Genomic DNA, 16181 nt, shown 5'->3' on the forward strand with positions numbered 1-16181 from the left:
GACATGGATCGCTTCTTCGTCTATCGCCCGGTCTTCGCCTGGGTGATAGCGCTCTTCATGGCGCTCTTCGGCCTCATCGCGGTGCTGCTGCTGCCCGTCGAGCAATACCCGGACGTCGCGCCGCCTTCGCTCACCGTCTCGGCCGTCTACCCCGGCGCGGACGCGCAGACGCTCGATCGCTCGGTCACCTCGATCATCGAAGACGAGATGAACGGGATCGACAACTTCCTCTACATGTCGTCGATCAGCCGCGCGAACGGGTCGGCGCAGATCACGGTCACGCTCCGGCCCGGCACCGATCTCGACGTCGCGCGCTCGCAGGTACAAGACCGCCTGAGCCGCGTGGAGCCTCGGCTGCCGCAGCAGGTGCGGCAGCTCGGCATTACCGTGACCAAGTCGTCGTCGGGCTTCCTGATGCTGATCGCGTTGCATTCGACGGGCGGCGTATCGAGCGCCACCACGATGGGCAACTTCGCGTCGAACAACATCGTCAACGAGCTGCGGCGCATCGGCGGTGTAGGCGACGTGCAGCTTTTCGGGTCGTCGTATGCGATGCGCATCTGGCTCGATCGCGATCGATTGAACGGCTTCGGCCTCTCGGCCTCCGAAGTGCTGGCCGCGGTGCAGGAGCAGAACAGCCAGACCGCCAGCGGCGGCCTCGGCGACCAGCCGATCGCGCCGGGATCGGAATTCAACGCGCAGATCGTCACGCAGAGCCGCTTCTCCACGCCCGAGCAGTTCCGCGAGATCATCGTCCGCGCCAATCCCGACGGCTCCACGGTGCGGCTCGGCGACGTGGCGCGCGTCGAACTGGGCAACGACAGCTACGGCTTCCGGCTCACGGTCAACGGCCAGGAGTCCGCCGGCCTTGCCGTGCAACTCGCCAGCGGCGCGAATGCGCTCGCGGTCGCGAGACAGGTGCAAAGCCGCATGAAGGAACTGGAGCCCACCTTCCCGCAGGGCATGACCTGGAGCGTGCCCTTCGACACCACGCCCTTCATCACCACGTCGGTGCAGAGCGTGGTGCAGACCATGGTCGAAGCGCTGCTGCTGGTCACGGTGGTGGTGTTCCTCTTCCTCCAGAGCTGGCGCGCGACGCTGATCCCCACGCTGGTGGTGCCGATCGCGCTGGTCGGCACCTGTCTCGGGCTTCAGCTTTTCGGGCTCTCGATCAACCTGCTGTCGCTCTTCGGCATGGTGGTGGCGATCGGCATCCTCAACGACGACGCGATCGTGGTGGTGGAGAACGTAGAGCGCGTGATGCGCGAAGACGGCCTCAACGCAAGGCAGGCCACGGTCAAGGCCATCGGCCAGATCTCCGGCGCGGTCATCGCGAGCACGCTGGTGCTGGTCGCGGTGTTCGTGCCGATGGCGTTCTTCCCGGGGTCGACCGGTGGCATCTACCGGCAGTTCTCGGTCACGCTGACGGTGTCGATCTTCCTGTCGACCGTGCTTGCGCTGACGCTCGGCGCCGCGCTGTGCGCTGCATTGCTCAAGGACGACGCGACGCTCGCGCGCGAAGCGGCCGCTGGTCCGCCCGGCCCCATGACACGGCTGCTGAACCGCATCTTCGGCGGCTTCAACCGGGGCCTCGAAGCGGGTACCAACCGGTACATCGGCGGCGTGAATGCCATGCTCGGCAAGCCGGGACGCTGGCTGCTGGTCTTCGTCGCGGCATGCGTGGCGACTGCGTTCTTCTTCACGCGCCTGCCCGGCGGCTTCCTGCCGACGGAGGATCAAGGCTTCATCTTCGTCTCGTACACCGGTGCGCCAGGCTCGACCACGGCGCGAACGCAGCATGCGGTGGATCAGGTCGAAGCCTTCCTGAAGCAGCAGCCACAGGTACGCAACATCGCGTCGGTCACGGGGTTCAGCTTCTTCGGGCAGGGGCAATCGGCAGCGCTCTCCTTCGTCGACCTGAAGCCGTGGAGCGAACGGCGCGGCGAAGAGAACAGCGCGAGCGCGCTGGTGCGTCGGGCCAACGCGGCCTTCATGCAGATTCCGGAGGCGCTGATCTTCGCGCTCGATCCGCCCGCGATTCCTTCGCTCGGCAACGCGACCGGCTTCACGATGAAGATCCAGGACCGCAGCGGCGTCGGTGGCGCGGCGCTCCAACAGGCCACGCTGCGCATCATGGCCGAGGCTGCGCAGAGCCCGATCCTCGCCGGCGTGCGAGCCGAAGGCCTTCCGCCGGCGCCGCAGCTCTACGTCGAGATCGACCGCGTCAAGGCCCGTGCGCTGGGACTGCAGATCGGGCAAGTCAACCAGGCGTTGTCGCTGAACTTCGGCGCCAACTACGTGAACGACTTCGTGTTCGAAGGCAACGTGCTGCGCGTCTTCATCCAGGCCGATGCGGCGCAGCGCATGCGTCCGGAGGACATCGGCGCGCTGCGGCTGCGCAATGCCCAGGGCGAGATGGTGCCGTTCTCGGCCTTCACCCGCGTGCGCTGGATCTCCGGCCCGCAGCAGCTCGAACGCTACAACGGCTTTCCATCGGCCACCGTCTCGGGGCAGGCTGCGGCAGGCCAGTCCAGCGGCGCCGCGCTCGTGGAGATGGAGCGCATCGCCAGGCACGTGCTGACCGGCAGCCTCGCCTTCGAGTGGACGGGCACCGCGTTCGAGGAGCGGCAGGCCGGTGGCCAGATCCCGCTGCTGCTGGGGCTGTCGCTCGTCGTCGTGTTCCTGCTGCTCGCAGCGCTGTATGAAAGCTGGGCGATTCCGGTGGCGGTGCTGATGATTCTTCCGTTCGGCATCGCGGGCGCGGTGTTGCTCACGATGGCGCGCGGGCTTTCCGCCGACGTGTACTTCAACATCGGCCTCATCACCATCATCGGCCTCGCGGCGAAGAACGCGATCCTGATCGTCGAGTTCGCGATCAAGGAGGAGTCCGAGGGCAAGGACGCGTTCACAGCCGCGATGAACGGCGCGCGGCAGCGGCTGCGGCCCATCCTCATGACCAGCGTGACCTTCGTGCTCGGCATGCTGCCGCTGGTGCTCGCGACCGGCGCGGGTGCGGCGAGCCGGCAGGCGGTCGGCACCGGCGTGATGGGCAGCATGCTCGCGGCGACCTTCTTCGGCATCTTCTTCACGCCGCTCTTCTACGTCACCGCGCGCAAGTGGCTCAGCCGCAAGAAGAAGTTCAGCGAGGAGGAAGACGAACGCGCACTGCGCGAGAAGGCGGCCAAGCCCGCGGGGGAAGGGCAGGGCCATGCGTAAGTGCCGCATCGCACTGCTGGCCGCCTGCTGCGCACTGGCCGCGTGCAACCACGCGCCGACCTACCAGCAGCCGGAACTGCCTGTGGCCGAAAGCTTCGACACGGCCGAGGTGCCAGGCGCGCAGTTGGCCTCCGAGATCGGCTGGGAGCGCTTCTTCGGCGATCCGCAGCTCAAGTTCCTGATCAGGACCGCGCTCGCCAACAACCGCGACCTTGCGGCATCGGTCGCGCGCATCGAGCAGGCGCGTGCGCAGTACCGCATCCAGGACGCGGCGCGGCTGCCGCAGGTGAACGCCACCGCCGGCGCGTCGCGCACGCAGGCGCCGCTCAGCCAGCTGGAGCCCGAGCTGCCGCCCAACGACGCGACCTTCATCTTCAACCAGTACAACGTGCAGGCCGTGATGGCCTCCTATGAGCTCGACTTCTGGGGCCGGGTCGCCAACCTGAGCGAAGCCGCTCGCCGACGGTATCTGGCAACCTTGGAGGGCGATCGCGCGTTCAGGCTCTCGCTGATTGCCAGCGTCGCGGCGGCCTACTACTCGATCCGCGCCGGCGAGGAGGGCATCGAGCTTGCCGACCACACCGTCTCGGCGCGGGAATACGCACTGGAGATCGCCAAGCTGCGCCTCGATGCGGGGGTGACCTCGACCGTCGACCACGATCAGGCGGCGATCCTCGTGACGCAGGCCCAGACGCAGCTCGCCGAGCTACAGCGATCAACCGAGCAGCGGCGCGCCCAGTTGAGCGTGCTCGTCGGCGGTCCGGTCAAAGGCCCGCTGCCGAACGCGCGGGCGATCGAGGACCCGGGGCAGTTCGCGAACCTCGATGCCGGTCTGCCTTCGGACCTGCTCGTGAGCCGGCCGGACATCCTGCAGGCCGAGCAGCAGCTTCGCGCGTCCAACGCCGACATCGGCGCAGCGCGGGCCGCCTACTTTCCGCGCATCGCACTGACCGGCAACTTCGGCTACGCGTCGCCGGAACTCGGCGATCTTTTCCGGAGCGGCAGCCAGGCGTGGTCCGTCGGCGGCCTCGTGAGCCTGCCGATCTTCGATGCGGGGCTCCGGCAGGCGCAACTCGGCGTGGCGCAGGCGCGGCGGGACGAACTGGTCGCCGTCTACCAGCGCACGGTGCAGACGGCGTTCAGCGAAGTCTCCGAAGCGCTGATTGGGCGGCGGCGCTACCAGGAGCAGATCGTTGCGCAGGAAGCGGCAGTCAAGTCGCAGCGGCGGCTGGCCGAAGTCGCCGAGCTGCGCTACGAGAACGGCATCTCGATCTATCTTGAAGTGGTGGATGCGCGGAGGAATCTCTTTTCCGCCGAGCAGCAGTTGATCCAGCTTCGCGCGACGGCGCTGCAGAACGGGGTGGCGCTCTACGTGGCGCTGGGCGGCGGGCTCCAGCCCTGAGCCAAATCGTTCAGGCCGGCTGCAGTTCGATCAGCCCCTGCTGGATGTAGCGCTCGTAGTCTTCGAGCGGAATCGCGGCGATCTGCGCGCTGCGTCCTTCGCCCCAGCTCAGCACCGCGCTGTCGGGGTTCAGCTGGACCTCCAACGGTCCTTCCGGGATCGCGATCAGGGGCCCGTCGCCGGCCCTGTATTCGACGGTTCCCTTCACTCGTGCATTCGCGGCCATTCTGATCTCCGTGCGGTCTGCGTGCTGCTGAGCGTAGGGCAGCGCAGGGCGGCGGCCGTCATCCAACCCCGCATGCCCCTGTAGGCGAGTGTGCTTTCACGCGCCGTTGCCGCGCAGGCAACACAGCCTGAATCTCTTTGAAATGGCTTCCGCGGCCGGCCTGCTTCACAGTGCGAAACCCCCTCCAACGCACAGAAAGAGACAAGTCATGCCCGCTCACGACCTCCTCGCCGGCCGCACCATCATCGTCACGGGCGCCGCCACCGGCATCGGACAGGCCTTCTCCGTCGGCTGCGCAGCGCAGGGCGCGAACGTCGTCGTCGCCGACATGAACCCGGCTGACGAAACCGTCGCCGCGGTCGAAGCGGCGGGCGGCAAGGCGATTGCCGTGCGGGTGGACGTGGCGGACAGCGAATCGGTTCAGGCGATGGCCCGCGCCGCCCTCGACCGTTTCGGCCGCATCGACGGTCTGGTCAACAACGCCGCCTACTTCCGTGAGGTCAAGCTCACGCCCTTCGAGGAGCTGGACCCGGCGCAGTGGGACCGCATCTTCCAGGTCAACGTCAAGGGCGTGTGGCAGTGCTGCAAGGCGGTGATGCCCGCGATGCGTGAGCAGAAGAGCGGCTCGATCGTGAACATCGCCTCGGTCGTCGCGGTGGCCGGCCAGCCCGGCTATCTGCACTACGTCGCGACCAAGGGCGCGGTGCTGTCGATGACCAAGGGGCTCGCCAAGGAATGTGGCCAGAGCAACGTGCGCGTGAACGTGATCGCACCGGGCTTCGTGCTGACCGACGCCACCAAGAATCGGCCAGCCGAATGGCAGCAGAGCTTCCTGAAGGCGCGGGCGCTGTCGCGCGAGCAGCGCCCGGACGACCTGGTCGGCACCGCGCTCTACCTGCTGTCGGATCTCGCGGGATTCGTCTCGGGTCAGACCATCGTGGTCGACGGCGGCCACATCATGTACTGAGCCGCGCAGGACAACCAAGGAGACACACGTGAACGACATCATCCTGCACCACTACGAGTTCTCGACCTTTTCGGAGAAGGTCCGCACCGCGCTCGGCCTCAAGCGGCTCGCGTGGCGTTCGGTGGACATCCCGGGCCTGCCGCCGCGACCGCTGCTCTCGCCGGAGCTCACCGGCGGCTACCGCCGCGCGCCGGTGATGCAGATCGGCGCGGACATCTACTGCGACACCAACATCATCCTGCCCACGCTGGAGCGCCTGCATCCGGTGCCGAGCTTCTATCCGAACAGCAGTGAAGGCCTCGCGCGCGCACTGGCCTTCGCGTGGGAGCGCCAGATGTGGATCCCGTCGATCAGCGTGCTGACGCACTACATCGGCGAGCACATCCCGCCTGAGTTCCTCAAGGACCGCAAGGAAAGCTACCTGGGCATCGACATCTCGAAGGAAGCGATGGCGCCACGCTTCGACCAGGATGTGCAGGCCGTGCGCGCGCAGGTCGCGTGGCTGCGGCAGGCGCTGTCGGGCCGTCGCTTCCTCTTCGGCGACGCGCCGGGCGCGGCTGATCTCGCTTGCTGGCAGACGATCTACCTGCTGCGCAAGAACTGCCCGGCGGAGGTCGATGCGCTGCTCGGCCTGGCGCCACTCACCGGCTGGTACGACCGCATCGTCGCGCTGGGGCATGGCTCGCCCACGCCGATGACGCCGGAGGAAGCCTTTGCCGTGGCCCGCGAGGCACGGCCCGCGCCGGTCACGCATCTCGAAGCCGACGGCGACCCGGGCGGCCTCCGCGCCGGATGCCCGGTGCGCGTCACGCCCGACGACAACGCGCGCGTGCCGGTCACGGGCACGCTGGTCGCGGCCGGCGATCAGGAAATCATCATCCATCGCCGCGAATCAGAAGCCAGCGACCTGCACCTGCACTTCCCCCGCATCGGCTTCACCGTCGAGGCGGTCTGACCCTTCCACCCACACTCCGAGGACCGATGCCATGAGCACCATCGAAGCCAACAAGCAGCTCTGCCGTGAGTACTTCCGCGCCTTCATCGCACGCGACACCGAGTGGATGAAGCGCCACATCTCGCCCGATTTCGTCCGCCACGATCCGGGTCTGCCTTTCGAAGTGCGCGGGCCGGAAGGCGTCGCCAAGCTGCACGATGCGTTGATGCCCGCCTTTCCCGACATGGAGCTGCCGCTGCAGGACTTCGTCGGAGAGGGCGAGAAGGTGCTGGTGCGCCTGCGCGTGAAGGGCACCCACACCGGCGCTTTCGGCGACCTCGCGCCGACCGGGCGCAAGATTGACATCGGTGTGCTGGACCTGTTCCAGTTCCGCGATGGCGTGCTGATCGAGCACTGGGCCCTGCTGGACAACCTGGGCCTGCTCAAGCAGCTCGGCGCGCTTCCGGCCTGAAGACTGAACGGAGGATTCCGCCATGCAGTTTCTTGTCAACACCACTTCGCCATTCGGCCGGATCGCGCACATCGCGATGATCGAGAAGGGGCTCGATGTCGAGCCGACGCTGGTCGATCCGTGGGCCGATGACCCGCGCCTGCGCGCCGCCAATTGCGCGACGCGCGTACCCACGCTGGTCCTCGACGACGGCACGCCATTGACCGAATGCCCGCTGATCGTGCAGTGGCTGGAGACCACACGGCCGGCGCCGGACTGGCCCGGCCTGCTCGGCCCCGACGCGAAGTCGGCAACGGCGGTGGTGTCCCGCGCGGGCGTGGCGCTCGGGGCGATCGATGCCTCCGTGCACACCATCATCACCCGCAAGGTGACGGCGCCCGTGCTCTTCGACGAAACGCCGGTAGGCCTCAGGCGGCGGCGCAGCATGATCGAAGGGCTGGAACGGCTCGAAGCAGTGGCCGACATCCTGGCCGGTCCGAAACCCGGCTCAGCAGTGCCGACGCTGGACACGATCTGTGCGGTGGTGCTGTACGACTACCAGCAGTTCCGCTACGGCGACCAGCCCTGGCTGCCGGCGACACCCAAGCTCAAGGCGCTGGCCGAAGCGATGCGCGTGCGGCCCTCGTTCGCGAAGACGATGCCGCGCGCCGCCTGAGCGGGTTCAGGGCTCTTCCTTCGCGCAGCCTTCGAGGTGCGCGATGAGCGCCTGCATCGGCGTCTGCGCGGCCGGTTCGCCGCGCACGCACAGGCGCATCCGCCGCAGCGCCCATTCGTCCGAGAGCGGCAGCACCTTGAGGCCGAGCGCCTGCTCGAACCCGCGCGCCGCCGCCAGCGGCAGGATTCCGATCCCGAGCTTTGCCTGCACCGCGCGGCACACCGCTTCGAAGCTGCGCACCTGCACCCGAAGCGCCATCGGACGCATCTGCTGCACCGCCTGCGCCGCGAGCAGGCGCGTGAGCGTGCTGCCGCCTTCGAGGCCGACGAGGTCGCGATCGAGCAGGTCCGCGAATCTCGCCGAGTCGCCCTGCAACACATCGTCCGAGCGCAGCACCGCCGCCAGCCGGTCGCTGCGATAAGGGCGGCACCAGAGCCCGGCCACGTCGCAGCCTTCGACCACCACGCCGAGATCGGCCTCGCCGCTGCGCACGCGGCGCACCGCCTCGTCGCTCCAGCATTCCTCCAGCACGACGCGCACCGCTTCGTGCGCAGCCTGGAAGCCGGCGACATCCGCCGGAAGGAACTGAGTCATTGCCGAGGTGTTGCCATGGATGCGCAGCACCGCCTGCTGGCCGCTGGCGTAGTTGCCCATCTGCGCGCGCATGTTGTGCACGCCCGCGACCACGTCGCGCGCGAGCTTGAGCAGATGCTCGCCGGCCGGCGTGAGCTGCATGCCGCGCGAGTGGCGTTCGAAGAGCTGCGCCTTGAACTGGTGCTCCAGCAGCGCGAGCCGGCGGCTGGCCGCGGGCACGGTGATGTGGCTGGCCTCGGCAGCGCGCGTGAGGTTCTGCATCTCCGCAGCGCGCACGAAGAGGGCCAGAGAGTCGATGTCCGGCAGCATGGCTCGCGATTCTCCGCGTTGTGCGGCTTCGGCGCGAGCGTTGCGCTCCGGGCAAGACCACCTTGACCAGCTTCCAATTCACGGCGGGCGCCTCCTTCCCTAAAGTCCTCTGAATCCATTCCCCAGAGACACGACGAGAGGATTTCGAGATGAAGCAGATGTTCATTGGCGGCCGCTGGCTCGCGGCGAGCGATGGCCGCACGCTCCCGGTGGTGTCGCCCTCCGACGGCGAAACCTTCGACCAGATTCCGCGCGGCGGCGCGCATGAAGTCGACCTTGCGGTGGCGGCGGCGCGTGCCTCGCTCGATGGCCCCTGGGGCCGGCTGAACCCGACCGAGCGCGGGCGCATCCTGGTCGCCATCGGGCAGGCGATCCTCGCGAACGAGGAAGAGCTGGCGCAACTCGAAGCGCGCGACACGGGCAAGCCGCTGACCACTGCGCGCAACGACATCAAGGTGCTGGCGCGCTACTTCGAGTTCTACGGCACGGCTGCCGACAAGGTGCATGGCGAGACCATCCCCTTCCTGTCGGGCCACCAGGTCAGCCTGGTGCGCGAACCGCTCGGCGTGACGGCGCACATCATTCCCTGGAACTACCCCGCGCAGATGCTGGGCCGCACCGTCGTGCCCGCGCTCGCGATGGGCAACGGCACCGTGCTCAAGCCTGCTGAAGACACCAGCCTGTCCGCCCTGCGGGTTGCAGAGATCGCGGCGGCAGCCGGCCTGCCCGATGGCGCGCTGAACGTCGTGACCGGCCTCGGCGAAGAGGTCGGATCGGCGCTGGCAGCGCATCCGGGCATCGACTTCGTCTCGTTCACCGGCTCCAACGAAGTCGGCACGCTGGTGCAGCAGGCCGCGGCGAAGAACGCAGTCAAGTGCGTGCTCGAACTGGGCGGCAAGTCGCCGCAGATCGTGTTCGAAGACGTAGACGCCGACCGCGCGGTGCCGATCATCGTGCGCGCCATCGTGCAGAACGCGGGCCAGACCTGCACCGCGGGCAGCCGCCTGCTGGTGCAGCGCTCGATCTACGAGAGCTTCGTCGCGCGCGTGGCCGAAGCCTTTTCGAAGGTGCGCGTGGGTACGCCGGCGATGGACAAGGATTGCGGCCCGGTGATGAACCCGGCGCAGCATCGCCGCGTGCAGCGCTACATCGACGAGGCGCGCGCCGCCGGCATCCCGGTGATCGCCGAAGGCGCGATCGAGGATGGCGTGCCCGCGACCGGCTACTACGTGAAGCCGACGATCTTCGGACCGGTGCCGCGCGATGCCGCAATCGCGCGCGAAGAGGTCTTCGGGCCGGTGCTCGCGGTGCTGCCCTTCGAGGACGAGGCCGACGCCATCCGCCTGGCCAACGGCACCGACTACGGCTTGCTCGCCGCAGTGTGGACCGAGAACTCGGGCCGCCTGCATCGCGTGGCGAAAGCAGTCAAGGCCGGTCAGGTCTTCATGAATTGCTATGGCGCCGGCGGTGGCGTGGAGCTGCCCTTCGGCGGTACCAAGCGCAGCGGCCATGGCCGGGAGAAGGGACTTCTCGCGCTGGAGGAAGTGAGCGCCACGAAGACGCTCGTCCACTATCACGGCTGATATGGGACTTGGGTCGAGAGCGCGCGTCGCGGCAGGGGGTCTGGGGCGCGGGCTCCTGCCGGGGCGGTCGGCGCTTTGCGCCGACTTCACTGCGGTGCAGCCGGCCGCGCGAGCACCGCAGGGAAGTCGGTGCGAAGCCGACCGCCCCACTGAAGCATCACCGCCCACCGACAGGCGTCCCGGCCACGCCGGCAAGCCGGTTCCGCGAAGTCCCTGGTCTTGCTGCGCGCCTCAGCCTTTGGGGGCCCAGGTGCGATAGCCCGCGAGCGCATCGAGATCCGGCACGGCGCCGAGGCCCGGCCCTTGCGGCACTGGAACCCGTCCGTCGGTCACGGGCAGCAGGTCGCCCACGACGGCTTCGCGTCCGACGTTCGGGTGGCAGTCGAACTCCAGCAGGCCTTCGCCGCCGGCGGCAGCCAGCAATTGCAGCGAAGCCAGCACCGAGATCCCGCCGCCAAAGTAGTGCGGGCAATAGCGCTTGCCGGCCGCGACCGTCTTGCGCGCCACTTCCCAGTTGCCGCTGATGCCACCCCACTTGGTCACGTCGGGCTGGATCACCTGCAGCACCTTCGCGCCGATGGCTGCGTCGAACTGTGCGCCCTGAAGGTTCTCGCCGCCGGCGAGCGGCGTGGTCGATGCGGCCGCCAGTGCTTCCCAGTCGGATTGCGGCGCGTCGACGCGTATCGGCTCCTCGAACCAGCTCAGCTTCAGGTCTTCAATCGCGCGCACAAAGGCGGTCGCTTGCTGCAAGTCATGCGTCTGGTTCGAGTCGCAGGTAATCACCGCCTGCGGGCCCAGCGTTTCGCGCATCGCACGCAGGTTGCGGACGTCGATGTCGTGGCCGAAGCCGGTCTTGAGCTTGAAGGCGCGGTGGCCTTCCGCCTGCCGCGCAGCGGCAAAGCGCTCGGGCTCGTCGGGATTGATCCCGGTTACGTAGACCGGCACTGTCTCGACCGCACGTGAACTCAGCAGCTTGTGCAGGGGCTTGCCTTCGCGGCGCGCGACCAGATCCCACACCGCGATGTCGATGCCGGCGATTGCCTGCGCGATCGGGCCCACTTCGCCGGTCTGGATCACCAGCACTTCGAGTTGACGGCTGAGTTGCTCGAACAGGTGTTGCGGCGAATCGAAGGCCTTGCCGACGAGCCGCTCGCCAAAGTCCACCACCAGCCGCGCGCGATGCTCCGCACCCACCGCGGGCCAGTTGGCCCAGGCTTCGCCCCATCCGACATTGCCGTCCTCATCCGTCACCCTCACCAGCACGAAAGGCCGGTCGCGGAAGGTGCCGAAGGCGACTTTGATGGGCATCTTGACTGGAACGCGATATGCAAAGGCTTCAACTGAAGCAAGTCGGACAGGTTTCATGGTGTCTCAGCGGTTGTTGTTTCGGGGGCCCGATATCGAGAAGCGCGGTTCCGGCAGGCCGCGCACACCGACGTCATAAGCGAGCAGGGCGCCGGCGAGCGGTTGCGCTTCGAGTTCTTCGGGCGTCATGTTCTGGCTGGCGGTGGTCACGTACAGCACGTCGAGGTCCGGACCGCCGAACGCGCAGCAGGTCGGCCGTGGGACCGGGACCGGCACGATCCGGTCGACGCGTCCATCCGGCGCGTAGCGCACGAGGCGCGCCGCATTGAATTCGGCGTTCCACAGGAAGCCTTCGGCATCCACCGTCGAGCCGTCGGGGAACCCCGGTGGCACCGTCGTCGCGATCACGCGCTCGGGGCCCATGGCGCCACGCGCGATGTCGTAGTCGTAGGCGTAGAGCTCGTACCGCAGCGAATCCGCGAAGAACATCGTTCGCCCGTCGGGGCTGAACGCCAGGCTGTTCGGGATGCACACGCCTTCGCGCACCGGCCGAAGCTCGGTGCCTTCGAGGCAGTAGAGCACCCCCTCCGGCGCGCGCGTGATGTTGTGCATGCTGCCCACCCAGAAGCGGCCCTGGCGGTCGCAGCGCCCGTCGTTGAAGCGGTGATCAGGCGGCATGGGCGGCGGCTCGACGAAGGCTTCGAGCCGCCCGGTGTGCGGATCGAAAAGCGCGATCTGCTGCGGAAGCGCGACCAGCAGGCGATCGTCTTCGGTGAGCGCGATCGAGCCGACCAGCGCAGGCATCGGCCAGCTCTGCAGTGCGCCGTTCGCGGGATCGAGCCTGCGGATCGCGGGCTGGCGAATGTCCACCCACCAGAGGCAGTTCGCACGTCCATCCCACAGCGGACTCTCGCCGAGGATGTCGCGCTGCGTTCCGACCCGCGCCGGACGCACGTTGGCCAAGGGTGTGTTCATGCGAGTCATCGTAGGTACGACGCCCGCCGCGCGGAATCTGTATTGCGGCAACCGGGGGTTCGAAACCGGGCAAGCCCAGGGCTTCGCTTTGTGCGAAGAGCGGGTTGACGAAGTTCCAATTCCTGCGAACAGGTGCCGGCTCCTACATTCGTCGCAACACAGAACGACGGAGACAAGTCGATGACCATCGCCACACCGATCCCTGGCGCGCGCAATGCGGATCAGCATCTGTTCAAGGGCCTCGCGCCCGCATCGCTCTTTTCGCTGGAAGGCAAGGTCGCGTTGATCACCGGCGGGGCCGGCGGCATCGCTTCGGGCCTGGCACGCGGTTTTGCCGCGGCCGGCGCCACCATCGTGCTTGCCGACCGCACCGAGGCCGTCCAGGAGCGCGTCCGCGAGTTCCGCGATGCAGGCGCCGATGCGCACGGCCTCGTGTTCGACGTGACCGATGCCGATGCGGTGGCGCGTGCGGTGCAGGACGCCAAGAACATCCGAGGCCACCTCGACATCGTGGTCAACAACGCCGGCGTGATCGTCCGCACGCCGTTCCTAGAACTGACCCGCGAAGAGTGGCAGAAGGTGATCGATGTCGATCTGACCGCCTGCTTCCTGGTCGCCCAGCAAGCCGCACGGATCATGGTGCAGCAGGGCAGCGGCCGCATCATCAACATGGGTTCGATCATGAACCACGTGGCGCGGCCGAGGCTGGTGCCCTATGTGTCGGCGAAGGGCGGCGTGTCGGCCTTCACACGCGCGCTCGCGGCCGATCTCTCGGGCACCGGTGTCACCGTCAACGCGCTCGCGCCCGGCTACACCGCCACCGAGTTCAGCCAGGCGAACGACAAGGACTTCAACGCCTTCGTCACCGACTGGGCACCCGCCAAGCGCTGGGGCCGCCCCGAAGACATCGCGGGTGCCGCGATGCTGCTGGCGTCCGATGCCGGTGCGTACATCAACGGCCACACGCTCTACATCGACGGTGGCTTCCTCTCGGTCACGCGCTAGCCCCATGGAGAGCGTCATGCAACTCACCAAGGTTCCGCATGCCCTCGCTGGCGCCAAGGCGCCGGTCGCACCGGGGCATGGATGGATGCGCCGCGCGATGCGCCAGCGCTGGTTCATCGCGATCCGCACCTTCGCGGTCTTCATCGCGTTCTGGTATGCGGTCTATCTCTGGAACAACAACCCTCTGCAACTGCCGTCGCCGCTCGCTGTGGTGAGCGCGCTGTGGGATCTCGCGGTCAGCGGCGAGTTGATCGAGCACGCGAGCATCAGCGCATCGCGTCTGCTGCTCGCGCTCGCCGTCGCGATCGTGCTTGCGGTGCCGCTTGGCTTCTGGATGGGCCTGAGTCGCACCGCCGAGGCCTACATCGACCCGGTGGTCGAGCTGCTGCGGCCCATCTCCGGCATCGCCTGGCTGCCGCTGGCGCTCTTCATCTTCGGCATCGGCAACACGCTGCCGGTGTTCATCATGGTCTACGTCGGCTTCTTCCCGATCCTGCTGAACACGGTCGCCGGTGTGCGCCAGGTGGACCGCAAGCTGATCTCCGCTGCGCAGACCATGGGCGTGAGCCGCAGCGCGATGCTGCGCCATGTGCTGGTGCCGGGCGCGCTGCCGGTGGTGATGGTGGGCATCCGCCTCGCCTTCGCGGCCTCGTGGGCGGCGATCGTCGCGGCAGAGCTGATCGGCTCGCCCAGCGGCCTCGGCTTCGCGATCGAGTGGTATCGCCAGATGCTGATGACGCCCAAGGTCTTCGGCTTCATCGCGGTGATCGGGCTCGTGGGCTATCTCTGCGACGTGGCGCTGCGCGCGCTGCAACACAAGCTGACCCCGTGGGCCGAAGGAACGGAGCTGTCATGAGTGCGCTTGCAAATACCAACACCGCTTCGCTCGCGCAGGAATCTCGCCTGCAGAAGATCGTCCGCTTCTGGACGCTGCCGGTCGTGCTGCTGGTCGCATGGCAGGCCTGGGCCGCCACGCTGCCGGCCGACAGTCCCGCGCCGACACCGCTGCGTGCGGCCAAGGCAGCAGTCGACCTCGTGCTCAACGGCGGGCTGCTGATCGCAACCGTGCAGAGCCTGGGCCGCGTCGTGGTCGGCTTCGTCTGCGCGCTGGCGCTCGGCGTCACGCTGGGCCTCTTGATGGGATCGAATCGCACCATCCGCGAGAACCTCGATCCGCTGATCGAAAGCTTCCGCCCGATCGCGCCGATGGCGCTTCTGCCCGTAGCGATCCTGTGGTTCGGCACCGGCACGCCGACCGCGCTCGCGATCGTGAGCTACGCGGCGTTCTTTCCGGTGGTCATCAACACGGTGCACGGCGTGAGCCGGGTCGATCGCAAGCTGGTGCTGGCCTCGCTCACCATGGGCGTGCCGCGGCTGACCATCCTGACCCGCGTGATCCTGCCGGGCGCGGCGACCAGCATCCTGCTCGGTTCGCGGCTCGCGATGGGCGTCGCATGGACCGCCATCATCGCCGCCGAACTCGCCGTGGGCTCGAAGTCCGGCGGGGGCACCTCGGGCGGCATCGGGCAAATGATGTTCGTCTTCTACGCCTACAACATCGACATGAACGCGATCGTCGTGTGCATGGTCGTCGTGGGCATCGTCGCTTTGATGATCGACCGCGTCTTCCGTGCGGCCGAGCGCTTCCTTACCCCCTGGAGACATTGAGATGACCACCCCCAAGCTGCACCTCAAAGGCATCACCAAGAGCTTCATCGCGCCGCGCACCGGCCAGGAGACGCTGGCGCTCGCGGATGTCTCCCTTGACATCGAGGACGGCGAGTTCATCTGCATCGTCGGGCCTTCGGGCTGCGGCAAGTCCACCGTGCTGAACCTGATCGCGGGCCTCGACAAGCCGACGGCCGGCGTGCTCGAGAAGGATGGCAAACCGATCAACGGCCCCGGTGCGGATCGCGGCGTGATGTTCCAGGATTACGCGCTGATGCCTTGGCAGACGGTGCAGGACAACGTGGGCTTCGGCCTGCGCTACGGCACGCCCGGCAAGGCCTTCACGCCGGCACAGCGCGAGGAACGCATCCGCCACTTCGTCGAACTCGTGGGCCTCAAGGGCTCCGAGAAGAAGTATCCGCACCAGCTCTCCGGCGGCATGCGCCAGCGCGTGGCGCTCGCGCGGCTGCTCGCCAACGAGCCCGACATCCTGCTCATGGACGAGCCGCTGGGCGCACTGGATGCGCAGACGCGCCTCATCCTGCAGATCGAGCTGCTTCGCATCTGGGGCCAGACAGCGCCGCGCTCACAGCGCAAGACCGCCGTCTTCATCACGCACGACATCGAAGAGGCGGTGTTCCTCGCCGACCGCGTGGTGGTGATGAGCAGCCACCCGGGCCGCGTGCGTGCGGTGCTGCCGATCGACCTGCCGCGCCCGCGCGACGAGAGCCTGCGCGCCGACCCGCGCTTCGGCCACCTCACCGAACAGATCTGGGGACTGATCCGCGACGAGGCGTACCGCGCCATCGGCGGTGCCGACGAACCCCAGCCTGAAGCCGCAGAAGCGCACTGAACGCATTCGCGGCCGAA

Annotated in this window: 15 protein-coding genes; 11 read left to right on the top strand and 4 right to left on the bottom strand. The window is 67.8% G+C overall.

What is annotated here, in order from left to right; genetic code table 11:
• Positions 1-3: 3 nt before the first annotated feature.
• Together FHW64_RS13805 and FHW64_RS13810 are read left to right on the top strand one after the other, a co-directional pair.
• On the top strand, positions 4-3216 hold the full coding sequence (locus FHW64_RS13805) for a multidrug efflux RND transporter permease subunit (protein WP_184527022.1): 3213 nt from the start codon (positions 4-6) through the stop codon (positions 3214-3216).
• The gene (locus FHW64_RS13810; protein ID WP_184527023.1) at positions 3209-4618 is read left to right on the top strand and encodes an efflux transporter outer membrane subunit; all 1410 of its coding nucleotides are present in this window, start codon (positions 3209-3211) and stop codon (positions 4616-4618) included. The genes FHW64_RS13805 and FHW64_RS13810 overlap by 8 nt, the downstream gene beginning before the upstream one ends.
• A gap of 10 nt (positions 4619-4628) precedes the next feature.
• Here FHW64_RS13810 and FHW64_RS13815 read toward each other — a convergent pair whose 3' ends face one another.
• The gene (locus tag FHW64_RS13815; RefSeq protein ID WP_184527025.1) at positions 4629-4844 is read right to left on the bottom strand and encodes a hypothetical protein; all 216 of its coding nucleotides are present in this window, start codon (positions 4842-4844) and stop codon (positions 4629-4631) included.
• 208 nt (positions 4845-5052) lie between these two features.
• Between FHW64_RS13815 and FHW64_RS13820 the strand changes: the two genes are divergently transcribed.
• Genes FHW64_RS13820 through FHW64_RS13835 form a run of 4 tightly spaced genes read left to right on the top strand, consistent with a single transcriptional unit; the run spans position 5053 to position 7872 of the window.
• A complete protein-coding gene (locus FHW64_RS13820; RefSeq protein ID WP_184527027.1) occupies positions 5053-5811 on the top strand; it encodes an SDR family NAD(P)-dependent oxidoreductase in 759 nt (252 codons plus the stop codon).
• A gap of 28 nt (positions 5812-5839) precedes the next feature.
• Positions 5840-6766 carry a glutathione S-transferase family protein gene (locus tag FHW64_RS13825; protein WP_184527029.1) on the top strand — a complete coding sequence of 309 codons (927 nt, stop codon included), beginning with the start codon at positions 5840-5842 and terminating at the stop codon, positions 6764-6766.
• 31 nt (positions 6767-6797) lie between these two features.
• On the top strand, positions 6798-7217 hold the full coding sequence (locus FHW64_RS13830; protein WP_184527031.1) for an ester cyclase: 420 nt from the start codon (positions 6798-6800) through the stop codon (positions 7215-7217).
• A 22-nt stretch (positions 7218-7239) separates the two neighbouring features.
• On the top strand, positions 7240-7872 hold the full coding sequence (locus FHW64_RS13835; RefSeq protein WP_184527032.1) for a glutathione S-transferase N-terminal domain-containing protein: 633 nt from the start codon (positions 7240-7242) through the stop codon (positions 7870-7872).
• Between the two features lie 6 nt (positions 7873-7878).
• Here FHW64_RS13835 and FHW64_RS13840 read toward each other — a convergent pair whose 3' ends face one another.
• On the bottom strand, positions 7879-8775 hold the full coding sequence (locus FHW64_RS13840; RefSeq protein WP_184527034.1) for a LysR family transcriptional regulator: 897 nt from the start codon (positions 8773-8775) through the stop codon (positions 7879-7881).
• A 149-nt stretch (positions 8776-8924) separates the two neighbouring features.
• Between FHW64_RS13840 and FHW64_RS13845 the strand changes: the two genes are divergently transcribed.
• Positions 8925-10358, top strand: coding sequence for an aldehyde dehydrogenase family protein (locus FHW64_RS13845; RefSeq protein WP_184527036.1), 1434 nt, complete (start codon positions 8925-8927; stop codon positions 10356-10358).
• A gap of 231 nt (positions 10359-10589) precedes the next feature.
• Here the strand turns inward: FHW64_RS13845 and FHW64_RS13850 are convergent, their stop codons facing one another.
• Positions 10590-11723, bottom strand: a complete 1134-nt coding sequence (locus FHW64_RS13850; RefSeq protein ID WP_184527038.1) for a mandelate racemase/muconate lactonizing enzyme family protein — start codon at positions 11721-11723, stop codon at positions 10590-10592.
• Positions 11724-11729: 6 nt separating this feature from the next.
• Positions 11730-12638, bottom strand: a complete 909-nt coding sequence (locus tag FHW64_RS13855; RefSeq protein ID WP_184527040.1) for an SMP-30/gluconolactonase/LRE family protein — start codon at positions 12636-12638, stop codon at positions 11730-11732.
• Between the two features lie 180 nt (positions 12639-12818).
• Here FHW64_RS13855 and FHW64_RS13860 point away from each other — a divergent pair, with 180 nt between their 5' ends.
• The 4 genes from FHW64_RS13860 to FHW64_RS13875 are packed head-to-tail and all read left to right on the top strand — an operon-like array spanning position 12819 to position 16164.
• On the top strand, positions 12819-13643 hold the full coding sequence (locus tag FHW64_RS13860) for an SDR family NAD(P)-dependent oxidoreductase (RefSeq protein WP_184527042.1): 825 nt from the start codon (positions 12819-12821) through the stop codon (positions 13641-13643).
• Positions 13644-13659: 16 nt separating this feature from the next.
• Entirely contained in the window at positions 13660-14499 is an 840-nt protein-coding gene (locus FHW64_RS13865) for an ABC transporter permease (protein WP_184527044.1), read from the top strand.
• On the top strand, positions 14496-15311 hold the full coding sequence (locus FHW64_RS13870) for an ABC transporter permease (protein WP_184527046.1): 816 nt from the start codon (positions 14496-14498) through the stop codon (positions 15309-15311). The genes FHW64_RS13865 and FHW64_RS13870 overlap by 4 nt, the downstream gene beginning before the upstream one ends.
• Before the next feature lies 1 nt (position 15312).
• The gene (locus tag FHW64_RS13875) at positions 15313-16164 is read left to right on the top strand and encodes an ABC transporter ATP-binding protein (RefSeq protein ID WP_184527048.1); all 852 of its coding nucleotides are present in this window, start codon (positions 15313-15315) and stop codon (positions 16162-16164) included.
• Positions 16165-16181 lie beyond the last annotated feature (17 nt).

The sequence above is a fragment of the Variovorax sp. Sphag1AA genome (genome assembly GCF_014192575.1).
Lineage (GTDB): Bacteria > Pseudomonadota > Gammaproteobacteria > Burkholderiales > Burkholderiaceae_C > Variovorax.

What these genes read in the sequence shown, in the direction of transcription:
- FHW64_RS13805 (WP_184527022.1), top strand. Translation starts at nt 4, where the DNA reads ATGGATCGCTTCTTCGTCTATCGCCCGGTCTTCGCCTGGGTGATAGCG.
- FHW64_RS13810 (WP_184527023.1), top strand. Translation starts at nt 3,209, where the DNA reads ATGCGTAAGTGCCGCATCGCACTGCTGGCCGCCTGCTGCGCACTGGCC.
- FHW64_RS13815 (WP_184527025.1), bottom strand. Translation starts at nt 4,844, where the DNA reads ATGGCCGCGAATGCACGAGTGAAGGGAACCGTCGAATACAGGGCCGGC.
- FHW64_RS13820 (WP_184527027.1), top strand. Translation starts at nt 5,053, where the DNA reads ATGCCCGCTCACGACCTCCTCGCCGGCCGCACCATCATCGTCACGGGC.
- FHW64_RS13830 (WP_184527031.1), top strand. Translation starts at nt 6,798, where the DNA reads ATGAGCACCATCGAAGCCAACAAGCAGCTCTGCCGTGAGTACTTCCGC.
- FHW64_RS13835 (WP_184527032.1), top strand. Translation starts at nt 7,240, where the DNA reads ATGCAGTTTCTTGTCAACACCACTTCGCCATTCGGCCGGATCGCGCAC.
- FHW64_RS13840 (WP_184527034.1), bottom strand. Translation starts at nt 8,775, where the DNA reads ATGCTGCCGGACATCGACTCTCTGGCCCTCTTCGTGCGCGCTGCGGAG.
- FHW64_RS13845 (WP_184527036.1), top strand. Translation starts at nt 8,925, where the DNA reads ATGAAGCAGATGTTCATTGGCGGCCGCTGGCTCGCGGCGAGCGATGGC.
- FHW64_RS13850 (WP_184527038.1), bottom strand. Translation starts at nt 11,723, where the DNA reads ATGAAACCTGTCCGACTTGCTTCAGTTGAAGCCTTTGCATATCGCGTT.
- FHW64_RS13855 (WP_184527040.1), bottom strand. Translation starts at nt 12,638, where the DNA reads ATGAACACACCCTTGGCCAACGTGCGTCCGGCGCGGGTCGGAACGCAG.
- FHW64_RS13860 (WP_184527042.1), top strand. Translation starts at nt 12,819, where the DNA reads ATGACCATCGCCACACCGATCCCTGGCGCGCGCAATGCGGATCAGCAT.
- FHW64_RS13865 (WP_184527044.1), top strand. Translation starts at nt 13,660, where the DNA reads ATGCAACTCACCAAGGTTCCGCATGCCCTCGCTGGCGCCAAGGCGCCG.
- FHW64_RS13870 (WP_184527046.1), top strand. Translation starts at nt 14,496, where the DNA reads ATGAGTGCGCTTGCAAATACCAACACCGCTTCGCTCGCGCAGGAATCT.
- FHW64_RS13875 (WP_184527048.1), top strand. Translation starts at nt 15,313, where the DNA reads ATGACCACCCCCAAGCTGCACCTCAAAGGCATCACCAAGAGCTTCATC.